7 protein-coding genes are annotated in these 12,838 nt (G+C 36.9%); 1 reads left to right on the top strand and 6 read right to left on the bottom strand.

Annotated elements, in window-relative coordinates; genetic code table 11:
* Nucleotides 1-85 precede the first annotated feature (85 nt).
* The 4 genes from rpoN to ACSVH7_RS00675 all read right to left on the bottom strand — a co-directional run bounded on the left by rpoN (nucleotide 86) and on the right by ACSVH7_RS00675 (nucleotide 6,457).
* Complete coding sequence (gene rpoN, locus ACSVH7_RS00690; RefSeq protein ID WP_438064778.1) at nucleotides 86-1,549, bottom strand: RNA polymerase factor sigma-54; 1,464 nt, start codon at nucleotides 1,547-1,549, stop codon at nucleotides 86-88.
* 95 nt (nucleotides 1,550-1,644) lie between these two features.
* Complete coding sequence (asnS, locus tag ACSVH7_RS00685) at nucleotides 1,645-3,090, bottom strand: asparagine--tRNA ligase (protein WP_438064777.1); 1,446 nt, start codon at nucleotides 3,088-3,090, stop codon at nucleotides 1,645-1,647.
* A gap of 453 nt (nucleotides 3,091-3,543) precedes the next feature.
* On the bottom strand, nucleotides 3,544-4,026 hold the full coding sequence (locus tag ACSVH7_RS00680; RefSeq protein ID WP_438064776.1) for a SixA phosphatase family protein: 483 nt from the start codon (nucleotides 4,024-4,026) through the stop codon (nucleotides 3,544-3,546).
* 10 nt (nucleotides 4,027-4,036) lie between these two features.
* Complete coding sequence (locus ACSVH7_RS00675; RefSeq protein WP_438064775.1) at nucleotides 4,037-6,457, bottom strand: efflux RND transporter permease subunit; 2,421 nt, start codon at nucleotides 6,455-6,457, stop codon at nucleotides 4,037-4,039.
* Nucleotides 6,458-6,655: 198 nt separating this feature from the next.
* Here ACSVH7_RS00675 and ACSVH7_RS00670 point away from each other — a divergent pair, with 198 nt between their 5' ends.
* Complete coding sequence (locus tag ACSVH7_RS00670; protein ID WP_438064774.1) at nucleotides 6,656-8,923, top strand: cation:proton antiporter domain-containing protein; 2,268 nt, start codon at nucleotides 6,656-6,658, stop codon at nucleotides 8,921-8,923.
* Between the two features lie 704 nt (nucleotides 8,924-9,627).
* Here the strand turns inward: ACSVH7_RS00670 and ACSVH7_RS00665 are convergent.
* Nucleotides 9,628-12,126, bottom strand: a complete 2,499-nt coding sequence (locus tag ACSVH7_RS00665; RefSeq protein ID WP_438064773.1) for a DUF5686 family protein — start codon at nucleotides 12,124-12,126, stop codon at nucleotides 9,628-9,630.
* A gap of 114 nt (nucleotides 12,127-12,240) precedes the next feature.
* On the bottom strand, nucleotides 12,241-12,804 hold the full coding sequence (gene frr, locus ACSVH7_RS00660; RefSeq protein WP_438064772.1) for a ribosome recycling factor: 564 nt from the start codon (nucleotides 12,802-12,804) through the stop codon (nucleotides 12,241-12,243).
* Nucleotides 12,805-12,838: the final 34 nt, after the last annotated feature.

The raw sequence follows: 12,838 nt of genomic DNA, 5'->3' as shown, positions 1-12,838 counted from the left end.
TGCTTTGGGTAAATTACAAAAAAAGAGTTGCTTAGTTTTATTAATAGTTAGTGAAGCCTCACAATGGGTGAAGCTTAACAAACTACTACATTTTCTTTCTCATCCTCGCCACCGGAATATCGAGTTGTTCACGGTATTTGGCTATGGTTCTTCTGGCAATCGGATAGCCTTTTTCTTTTAAAATCTCGGCCAATTGATCATCGGGAAGCGGTTTGTGTTTGTCTTCCTCTTCGATAGTGTTTTTTAGAATTTTCTTAATTTCCAATGTAGAAACTTCTTCGCCCTGATCGTTCATCATGGCTTCTGAGAAAAATTCTTTAATCAATTTGGTGCCGTAGGGTGTTTCTACATATTTGCTATTGGCTACCCTAGAAACGGTCGAAATGTCAAGACCAACCAAGTCAGCGATGTCTTTCAAAATCATTGGTTTTAACTTGGTTTCGTCGCCATCTAGGAAAAATTCTTCTTGGTAATGCATAATCGCATTCATAGTCACAAAAAGGGTTTCTTGGCGTTGCCGAATCGCATCAATAAACCATTTCGCCGAATCTAATTTTTGTTTGATGAATTGAACTGCCTCTTTTTGTTGAGTCGATTTGTCTCTAGAATCTTTATACGTTTGCATCATTTCTTGGTAGTCCTTAGAAACGTGCAATGATGGAGCATTTCGCCCATTCAAGGTTAATTCCAATTCACCATCCACAATTCTGATGGCAAAATCAGGAACAATATTTTCGGTAACTCTGTTATTTCCCGCCAGAGAACTGCCAGGTTTAGGGTTGAGTTTCTCGATTTCGTGTATCGCTTTTTTGAGTTGTTCACTAGAAACATTGTATTTCTGTATCAATTTTTCGTAATGCTTTTTGGTAAACGCATCAAACTGATTTTCGATAATGTCTATTGCGATAGCTATGTTTTCTGTTGGGGTCTTGTGTTTGAGTTGTAAAAGCAAACACTCTTGTAAATCTCTAGCACCAACTCCTGTGGGTTCCAATTCGTGAATAACGTGAAGTAATCGATCTACATTTTTTTCATCGGTATAAATCCCTTGTGTAAAAGCTAAATCATCTACAATATCTGGAATACTTCTTCGAATGTATCCCATATCATCAATGCTTCCGACCAAGAATTCAGCAATTTGACGATCTTCGTCCTCTAAAATAAAGGTGTTGAGTTGATTAATTAAGTCTTGATGAAAACTGATCGGAGCCGCAAAAGGCATGTCACGTTCCTCATCGTCGTCACTGTAATTATTGACTTGTGTTTTGTAATCCGGGATGTCGTCACTGCCTAAATAATCATCAATATTGATATCATCCGCTTCTATTCTATCGGCTTCTGCATCATCATAATCGTCGTAGTCTTCGGTCTCAAACTCGTCTTTTTCGTAGTCATCCTCTTTCCCTGCTTCTAGAGCTGGATTTTCGTTCATTTCTTCTAACAACCGTTGTTCAAAGGCTTGCGTTGGCAATTGAATTAACTTCATCAACTGAATTTGTTGAGGAGATAATTTCTGAGATAATTTTAAATTTAAAAATTGCTTTAGCATTTTTTTTAATAGTTTAAAGGTTTAAGGTTTAAAGGTTTAAAGTTGTTGTGTTGTAGGCAACAACTTTAAACCATTTTAAACAACAGTAAACTTTTTTAAAATTCCGCATTCATTGGTGTTCTTGGGAAAGGAATTACGTCACGAATATTGGTCATTCCAGTTACAAACAATACCAATCTTTCGAAACCAAGACCAAAACCTGAGTGTACTGCAGAACCAAAACGTCTAGTATCTAAATACCACCACAATTCTTCTTCGTCTATACCTAAGGTTTTCATTTTTTCTACCAAAACATCGTAGCGTTCTTCTCTTTGTGAACCTCCTACGATTTCTCCAATGCCAGGGAAAAGAATATCCATGGCACGAACTGTTTCTTTTCCAGGTTCTGTATTATCATTCAAACGCATGTAAAATGCTTTGATGTTGGCAGGATAATCAAACAAAATCACTGGACATTTAAAGTGTTTTTCCACCAAGTAACGTTCGTGTTCTGATTGTAAATCAGCGCCCCATTCGTTAATGATATATTGGAATTTTTTCTTTTTATTCGGAGTTGAATTTCTCAAAATATCAATGGCTTCCGTATAGGAAACGCGTTTGAAATTGTTTTCCAATACAAAGTTCAATTTCTCCAACAAAGCCATTTCGCTTCTTTCAGCTTGTGGTTTCGATTTTTCTTCTTCTAGCAAACGTCCTTCTAGGAATTTCAAATCCTCTGGACATTTATCCATTACATATTTAATCACAAATTGAATGAAATCCTCAGCCAAATCCATATTGTCATCCAAATCATTGAAAGCCACCTCTGGCTCAATCATCCAAAATTCTGCTAAGTGACGAGAAGTATTCGAATTTTCAGCTCTAAACGTAGGACCAAAAGTATAAATCTGACCCAACGCCATCGCAAACGTTTCACCTTCCAGTTGTCCAGAAACCGTTAAGTTGGTCTCTTTACCAAAGAAATCTTTTTTGTAATCTACTTTTCCTTCCTCCGTTCTTGGTGTATTGTCAAAAGGCAAAGCGGTCACTTTAAACATTTCACCTGCACCCTCTGCATCCGAACCAGTAATAATTGGCGTGTTCACATACACAAAACCTTTCTCCTGAAAATACGTGTGCACAGCGTGAGCCAAAACCGAACGCACGCGCATAATCGCACCAAAAGCATTCGTTCTTACTCTCAAGTGCGCATTCTCACGCAAGAATTCCAAAGAGTGTTTTTTAGGCTGCATTGGGAATTTCTCCGCATCCGAGTCACCCAAAATTTCCAATTGTCTTACCTGAATTTCATATTTCTGACCAGCACCTTGACTTTCTACTAACGCGCCAATAACCGAAACGGCAGCGCCAGTCGTAATGCGTTTTAATGTCTCATCTGGTGTATTTTCAAAATCAACCACACACTGAATATTATTGATAGTCGACCCGTCATTCAGCGCAATAAACTGATTATTTCTAAACGTTCTCACCCATCCTTTTGCATTAACCTCCTGAAGTATCGTAGTACTGTTTAATAAGTCTTTAACTTTTGTGTGTTTCATCTTAATTTTAGATTTTTAGATTTAAATACGCGCTCAAAACAAAAATCGGTGCTTTAAGCGTTATGCAAATATAATTGTTTTGTGTTTATTTTTTAGGAGCTATAGGACATTCGCTTTTAAAATTTCCGCCACAAATTACACCAATAAACACTAATTATTAACCGTTTTGTATTCCACGAATTCTTAAGATTGATATAATTAGTGCAATTCAATGTTTAAAATTTATAAAATTAGTGCCGTTTTGTGCTATTAGTGGCTAACTTTTTTACAAATGCCTAGGAGCTATTTCCCGCTTTTCGTTACAATCTTGTTCCATAAATACTATTTTTCTACCCCAAAAAAGGAGCTTCCGCTGGTCGCTCTTTTTCGTCAAGAAAAATTAGTCTTTATTTTCACAAGGATTTCCACTACAATCGGGGCTAGGGCAGTCGGGGAAACCAGTCGTTTCTAGGATTACAACCCTTGCAACAATTGATGACTTAGCTCATTCCCGCTTATCGTAATGATGTATAAATTTCCAAAAACTGTATCATCGATTGGCGCATATACCTTTTGATTGATGATTTTATTTGCCAAATCAGGCGTTGTATTGCTATGACCTACAATCAAAATAGCTTGACCTTTGTAATCTTTTTTGAGTTGTTCAAGGTCGATAGTTTTGGGGTCATATTTTATGATTTGCAAATTTTTACTTGTAGCTGTCGGAGTAGCGGTTTGTACCGTTCTCAAAAAATCAGTACTGTACACTGCCTTTAGCGGAACTTGCGCTAGAATCGTTTTCCAATGTTCAGCGCGTTCCAAACCTGCTTTAGACAAATCAGGATTTTTAGAATTGTCTACTTTTTCGGCGTGACGAATCAAGTAAATTGTCGTCGTTTGGCCAAAAGCACCAAGCGTTAAGACCATAAAAACCAATGCGTATACTATCTTTCTCATAAACAGCTATTTATTTTTTATCGTTAGTGAGCGAATCAATCTCTTCATCAGTACGCTCGATGATGTCAATCTTAGGTTCAATAAATTCTTGTTCATTGGCCAAGGTTTTATTCAAAGTCAATACCAAAGCGGGGAGCAACATCAAATTCGACAACATACCAAATAACAGCGTCAACGAGATCAATCCACCTAAAGCAATTGTACCTCCAAAACTAGAGAGCATAAATACCGAGAATCCAAAAAACAACACAATCGATGTATAAAACATACTCAATCCAGATTCGTTAAACGTAGCATACACTGATTTTTTGATTTTCCAGTTGTTCTTCTTCAATTCTTCGCGGTATTGCGATAGGAATCGCAGCGTATCATCTACCGATAATCCAAAGGCAATTCCAAAAACCAAAATAGTTGAGGGTTTTAGCGGTATATCCAAAAAGCCCATTAAACCTGCTGTTAAAAACAAAGGTAATAGGTTCGGGATAATAGCCACAATCACCATTTTGAGCGAACGAAACATGAAACCAATCAAAAGAGCGGTTAGAAAAAAAGCAAAAATCAGCGACGATAGCAAGTTGTCGAGTAAGTAACCCGTACCTTTTTGAAACACCAAAGCCTTCCCAGTTATGATGACATTGTAGCGTTCTTTCGGAAACAATTTGTCGGCTTTCTTTCTAATTTCGGCCTCGATTTTGGCAATTTGATCACCGTTTTCATCGCGCATAAACGTGGTGATTCGGGCATATCTTCCGCTGCTATCCACGTAGCTTTTCATTAAATTTTCTTTGCTATTGGCTGTAGCATTTTTGGCATACGAAAGGATAAAAGCTTGTTCTTGTGACGTTGGCAATTCATAATAATCAGGATTACCATTATAGTAAGCTTGTTTGGAATATTTGACCAAATTCACAATCGAAATAGGTTTCGATAATTCGGGAATTTCCTCAATCGCAGTTTCTAGTTCTTCCATACGTTTTAGAGTAGATAGTTTCATCACTCCTTTTTTACGTTTGGTGTCAATCATTATTTCGAGTGGCATCACACCATCAAATTCTTTTTCGAAGAAAACTATATCTTGAAAGAATGCTTCTTTTTTAGGCATATCTTCAATCAAACTTCCCGAAATGCGCATCTCATAAATACCAATAATGCTAAACACTAGCAAAGCGACAGAAGCGACATAAATTGAGAAACGATTGGTTTTGATGGTTCTAAGAATCCAATCCATAAATTTTTTCACGGAACCTCTGTCCAAATGTTTGAGGTGTCTGTCCTTGGGTGGATTCAAGTAACTGTGAAAAATAGGAATCAATATTAAACTCAAGAAAAACAAAGCCATAATATTGATGGAAGTTACCACGCCAAATTCTAACAGTAAATTATTGTTCGAAGCTACAAAAGTGGCAAAACCAATGGCTGTGGTCAAGTTGGTCATCAAAGTAGCCATTCCAATTTTGGTAGTAACTCTCTGAAGCGCTTTGGCTTTGTTGCGGTGTACTTTAAACTCCTGATGGTACTTATTGGTCAAGAAAATACAATTCGGGATGCCGATAACGATGATTAAGGAAGGAACTAGAGCCGTCAAAATAGTAATTTCGTAATTGAATAGTCCCAGAAAACCAAACGACCACATTACTCCAATCACAACAATTACGATAGAAATTAAAGTCGCTTTGAAACTTCTAAAAAAGAAGAAAAACAATAAAGAAGTAATCAATAACGAAGCGCCAATAAAAATACTAATCTCGTCCGTAATCGTTTTGGCATTCAACGTTCGAATGTAAGGCATCCCTGAAACGCGAAGGTCAATTTTGGTTTCTTTTTCAAAAGTGGTTATCGCTGGGATTAATTTTTCTAAAACAAAGGTTTTACGAGCCTTAGTATTCACGATTTTTTTGTCCATATAAATCGCTGAGCGAACACTTCCAGACCGTTTGTTGAATAATAATCCTTCATAAAAGGGAAGGTCATTGAACAACTCTTTTTTGATGGTTTGCAGGTATTTTGGATTGAGAGTTTTCGATTCGTCTACAAAAGGAACCAATTCGAATGTTTCTAAAGCTTCGTTTTTTTGTAGTTTTTTCAAATCATTGAGCGAAACCACCAAGTCTACCTCCTGATTTTTTTTGATGGTATTCATCAATTTACTCCAAGCGGCATAGGCTTTTGGCGTGAAAAAAGTGGAGTCTTTTACTCCTATAATTATCAAATTGCCTTCTTCTCCAAATTTGTCCAAAAAGGCATTGTATTCTACATTCGCAATGTTGTCATCAGGCAACATATTCGCTTCGGTAAACGTGAAATGAATGTTTTTCCATTGCATAGCTAAGAAAACTGTGATAGCTGCAATGATTGTAATCATTAAAATTCTATTTCTAAGGACGATACGGGCGATTAATTCCCAAAATCCTAAACTAAACCATTTAATCATTTTGTGTATTTAAAAGTGCGCAAAGGTAACGAAAGCAGGATAAATAAGGAGGATTCCTGAGTGTCATGTGAAATTTTTTTCAAGTATTTGTCAAAACTATTATTTTTTGGTTACTATTTTTGGAAGTGATGTCGTTCTTTCCTTTGATTTTCTCATCTTTGCTAGAAGAAGTCGTTCATTACTTATTAAAATATTGAGATGAAGAAGTATAGAAATTCCATTTTTTATGTCATCGTTACAGGAGGATTCACGGTACTGATGTATTGGATCATTCAAAACGGAAAATTACTAGAAAAGGCAGCTGTTACCAAAGATGCAGTCAGCTCGAAAGATGCTTGGTTGGATTTTATAGCCGCTATGCAGCACAGTTTTCAGGAGCCTTTGGCGATATTATTAGCACAAATTATCACGATTATTGTGGTAGCCCGAATTTTTGGTTGGATATTTAAAAAAATCGGACAGCCCTCTGTAATTGGTGAAATAATTGCTGGAATTGCTTTAGGTCCTTCCTTGTTAGGAACCTATTTTCCAGAGTTTTCTCAAGTGCTTTTTCCTGAAGCTTCTTTGGGGAATTTGAAATTTTTAAGCCAAATAGGTTTGATCCTTTTTATGTTTGTGATAGGGATGGAATTGGATTTAAAAGTGCTGAAAAACAAGGCCAATGAGGCAGTGGTCATTAGTCATGCCAGTATCGTAATTCCATTTACACTCGGAATTGGTTTGGCCTATTATGTCTACGATCAGTTTGCTCCAGAAGGCGTAAAATTTCTGTCTTTTAGTTTGTTTATGGGAATTGCAATGAGTATCACTGCTTTTCCTGTTTTGGCGCGAATTGTTCAAGAACGGGGCATTCATAAAACCAAGTTGGGCGCGATAGTAATCACTTGCGCCGCGGCCGATGACATCACGGCTTGGTGTTTGTTAGCCGCTGTTATTGCGATTGTTAAGGCAGGCTCTTTTGTAAGTTCGTTATATGTTATCTCGCTATCGATAGGCTTTGTACTTATCATGTTGTTAATTGTAAAACCTTTTTTGAAGCGAATTGGAGATTTGTATGGCACCAAAGAAGCCATTAGCAAACCTGTGGTGGCTATCTTTTTTGTAACCCTCATCATCGCGTCTTATGCCACAGAAGTGATTGGAATACATGCCTTATTTGGGGCGTTTATGACAGGAGTTATCATGCCAGAAGTTCCTAAATTTCGAATCCATTTCATCGAAAAAGTAGAAGATGTATCGGTGATCTTGCTTTTGCCTTTATTCTTTGTATTCACGGGGTTAAAAACAGAAATTGGACTAATCAACGATCCCTATTTGTGGCGAGTAACGGGTTTTATTATTATGGTAGCTGTAGTAGGAAAGTTTTTTGGTAGCGCTTTAGCAGCCAAATTCGTGGGCCAAAATTGGCGTGATAGCCTTACTATCGGGGCCTTAATGAATACTCGAGGATTGATGGAACTTATCGTGCTCAACATTGGGCTTGAATTAGGAGTTTTGACCCCAGCAGTTTTTACTATGATGGTTATCATGGCTTTGGTCACTACTTTTATGACCGGACCAGCCTTAAATTTGATCAATTTTATTTTCAAAACTAAAGACGATGTTGAGAGTGAGGAAATAGAACAGCCCAAGGTATACCGCGTCTTAATTTCATTTGGAAACAATGAAAAGGGGAAATCATTGCTTCGCTTGGCCAATGCCTTAGTCCGCAAACAAAAAGATGCTTCGGTTACCGCTATGCATTTGTCATTGAGTAACGAGATGCATTCGTTTGCCATTGAAGATAAAGAAACAGCCGCTTTTCTACCGATTCAAGAAGAATCTAAGCTTTTAAAACAAGAGATTAACACTCTTTTTAAAGCCACTTTAGATATCGAATCCGAAATCACAGACACAGCCAATCAAGGGGAATACGACTTATTATTAGTAGGACTCGGGAAATCTATTTTTGAAGGAACTTTGCTCGGAAAAGTCATTGGTTTTACCACAAGAATCATAAATCCAGAGCGATTAATGGATAAATTCACTGGAAAAGAAGGCTTGTTTGCCAACTCTCCTTTTGACGAAAGAACTCGGCAAATTTTGCTTAAAGCTAAAATGCCTGTAGGGATTTTGATTGACAAAGACTTGCAGCAAGTAAATACTGTTTTTCTCCCTATTTTTAATGCTGAAGATGCTTTTTTGATAGATTATGCTCAGAAGCTTATTCATAATAACAAAACTAAAGTAGTCGTTTTAGACGTCAACGGTCACATCAAATCCAATTTTGTGATAGGAAGCGCCATAAGTTCATTAGAACAAAAATTTCCAAATTACATCACTTTGCACAGTGAAAAAATCATTAAAAAAGAATTTTTAGCCGAACAAGATGTCATGATGATCAGTCTCGAAAGTTGGAAAGCTCTAGTTGACTCCAGAAGTATTTGGTTAAGTGGCGTCCCTTCTGTACTGATTTTAAAACCATAATCGTATTTTAATCTCCTGACAAAAAAAGCGTTTCAATTTGTTTTGAAACGCTTTTTTTTATGGAAATTCCAATTACATTACAAACCCGCACCGCATGTTACGTTACATTTAACCCAGATTCCGCATTAGAAATCTACTACGACTAAATTACTTCACTATTTTTAATATTTTTCTAGCGGAGTTCAGTGAATAAATTTCTTCTTCAAAACCAAGAACGTACTCCTATTTTTAAATTCAAAATACAAAAGTATTAGCTCATTGGTTTATATTTTTTATAGGTATTCACTGAACGTTGTTTCCTTCTTCAAAAATAGTCCGTGAGCTCTTGCTTTTATTGAATAATTCAGTCTCGCTACGAAGTCTAATGCGGATTCTGGGTTTAATTATAGATTAAGATGGTCAGGTCTTTTTTTTTGACTGTTCCGGATCCTTTTTTTGTTTCATCATGAAGTAAAAAATATTTCCTATACATCTTTTATGCAAAAGATGTATAGAACTTGATTCTTTTCTGTATATCTTTTTTATAAAAGATGTACAGCAATTATAAAATAGATCATGATTAACCCATAAATTGAAATTGATTAAATAAAAAAAAGTGCCTTTGCAGAAGATAGGATTTGCCTTTTATGAAAAAAACATAGCTAAACCAAAAGGACTTTTGAATGCGTTGAGTTAATAGTAATTCTTTTAACACGGAAACTAAGTTAGAATCCCAAATTCAAAACAAAGCTAATTTTAACTGCAATATTGTCTTCAAATTTGGCCAATTGGTTGGGACCGTATCGGTAAAAACCACACAAGCCTAGGCCATTAAAGATTTGGTTCAACTCAATTCCCGATTCAAAATAGCCATCGCGTAGGGTTTTGTAGTTAATGCCAACGTGCTGTTCTGGTTTTTCCATATCACCCCATCCCATTCGGCTCACCAATACCAAGTTGGGCTTCACTTTTTTCAACAAAAGAATGCGATTAAAACTGTGCTTGAACTGAAAATAAGCAAACTTGCTAGAGAAAAACTCATTAAAAAACATCGTTTCAAAACTGTTTTTACCCGCAAAAGTCACACGCTGAATAATCGTTTCTTTATTCAAATTATTCGGCGAGGTATTGTACAAATGCGTCAACGGCAAGTTGCCTATAGTATAGCCTGCTTCAAAGAGCAAACTGGTTTTTTGACCGTTCAAGTAATTCTTTTGATATTCGGTTCTAAAATCGATTTTACTAAACTCAAAATCGTTGTTGCCTACATTGGGTAACGATTTGGTCAACTGAAACGTAAATTTGGGATACCTTTTCTCGGTTTCAATTCTTCCCGTTGGCGTTTGCATATAATCACTAAACGGATTCCAACGCAAGGAAACCATAGCCGTGGTCAAATTGTATTTCGTAAAAAGTTTGCCATCTAGATTGTAGGCATAATTAAACTTTGGCTCCACAAAAGTGTTTGAGAGTTCCCATATACTTTCCGTTTTTGGAATAAACTTGGTTTCTACGCCCGTTTTCCACGTTTGATAATGGTAAAAAGTACTAATATTGATAGGTCTTGGATCATAAATTTTGAACGCTCTTCGGTCAACAGTCCAAGTGGTACTCGCTATTTCTCGCACATCATCCGTAAATGAAACGCCCCACCAAGTATTCGAGAACTTATTGATGCGGGTGCCGATGCCTAAACTGTATTTAAAAGTCCCGTCTTTTGTGCCGTAAGCGCCGTAGCCATCAATTTTCCATTTTTTAGAAAAACGATCATTGGTAATGCCACCCACGCCCACTCGAAAACCTTCGTAGTTGTTGTAACTCACAAATTTCCTTAAATCAAAATCAATCACACTAATGGGCACATATCCATTGATGATTTTTCTACCAAAGAGCAGTTTACTTTCAATGCCATTTTTTATCGAAATGCTATCTACAGCAGCATAGGTTTTTTGACTGCGCAAATCCAATTTTTCTTTTCTATACATTTCCCAAAAATCATCCGATTGATTGATAGCGTCTTCTTGAATGTCAATGGCTATCATTGGCTGTTTGATTTGGACAGCTTTGTTGTATGCTATATCAAAATTGTAGCTTTTGGAAATCAGATAACTAATATCGGTAGCTTCTTTTTTTCGCGGTTTGAATCCTTCTTCAATATCGCCATCAAACTGTATGGTTCCGCCAAGAATCTTAATGTCATCATCGCTTTTTCCTTTCACAATTTGGAACGTCTTGGCCGAGGGGAACCAAATTTTTTCGGTAGGCAAATACGCAAATTCGTGAGTCCCGCTGATGTCCAACACGCCTTTTATGCGCATAATAGCTTTAGCAATCGCATAAGAATTTGTGTCTATATACAAAACGCCCTCTAGTCCTGCAGCATTTTTCTTTTTCTTGTTTTTGAAATAAATCATATAGGTAGTCCTGCCGTCAATGGCTACTGAATCCAGTAGTTTGTAGTTGTAATACTCTGGCGCGTCATCGGCTATAGGACTATTATATTTGGTTTCAAACAACTCATATTTGGGTTCATAAATCGAAAAAGATTGCAAATTGAACGCAATAATTTCATAAATCGGTTGTTTGAATCCAGCCATTTTGGTTCCTAAAATGACTTCTTTTAAGTGGGTATTTTGGTACTGAAAAAGCGATACTTTCTCCGTTTGAAACAAATGCTGCTTGCTTATGATTTCTTTAAACTTGTAGTTGGAAGAATCTACTTTTACCAATTCTCTACCATACGTTTTGTCTACAAAAACCGAATCAATTTTCCCATTAATTGAGTCGGGATTGGCGGTAACTAGGAGTTTGTTATAGGATTTAAACGAAAAGCTATTGTTTTTTTGCTGTGGATTATTGACTGTTTTAGCTGCTATGGCTTTTCGAATAATTTGCAAAGCCTCATTTTCTTTGGGAATCAACACTTCATTTAAATCATTGGACTTTTCTTGTAAGGCCACTACATAAAACGTTTTGTTGGGCGTGATGATTTGTTGGAAGGGTGTATAACCCAAATAAGAAACCGTAAAATCCGAAATAGGATTGGGGCTCAAGAGTTGGAATTTGCCATCTACATCCGAGATGGTTTGTACACCTGTGTTGCTCGTAATGCTCGCAAAAGGCAAGGGTTGATTGGTCTTTGCGTCCTTCACCAAACCATTCCATTGGAATTGCGCGTGCCCTGAGAACGTAAAAAGTAGCAACAACCAACTCAATTGCTTCATAAGCGTGTATATTGAACCCAAGCGATTTTTTGTATTAGATGGACAAAAATAGCACAAAAAAACCGTCTCCAAGATATTTTTGGAGACGGTTTCGTTTATGTTAGTTGTAGAAAGTTACACTTTCATGATTTCGGCTTCCTTAACCGCTAGTAATTCATCGATTTTTTTGATGAAGGTGTTGGTTAAGTTTTGTACTTGCTCTTCGGCACTTTTGCAAATGTCTTCCGAGGTACCGTCTTTTTCTAATTTTTTAATATCGGTATTGGCGTCTTTACGAGCGTTACGAATTCCAATTTTGGCGTCTTCGGCTTCGGCTTTGGCTTGTTTAGCCAATTCTCTACGACGGTCTTCTGTCAAAGGCGGAACGCTAATGATGATTACGTCTCCATTGTTCATCGGGTTGAAGCCTAAATTAGCGATCATGATTGCTTTTTCTATTGGGTGCAACATGCTTTTTTCAAAGGGTTGCAAAGTAATAGTTCTCGCATCGGGTACACTAATTTTCGACACTTGAGAAAGCGGTGAGGCAGACCCGTAATAATCTACAAAAACACTTCCTAGCATTGCAGGAGACGCTTTGCCTGCGCGGATATTCAAAAATGATTTCTCTAAATGCGCAATAGAACCCTCCATGGATTCTTCTGTACTATCTAATATAAATTCAATTTCTTCAGTCATAATCTTATGTTGTTGTTTGTTGTTGGTGGTTCGC

Source organism: Flavobacterium sp. TSSA_36 (assembly GCF_051547165.1).
Classification (GTDB): domain Bacteria; phylum Bacteroidota; class Bacteroidia; order Flavobacteriales; family Flavobacteriaceae; genus Flavobacterium.
The sequence above is the reverse complement of the archived record's forward strand: the minus strand, read 5'-3'. Positions and strand labels throughout refer to the sequence as shown.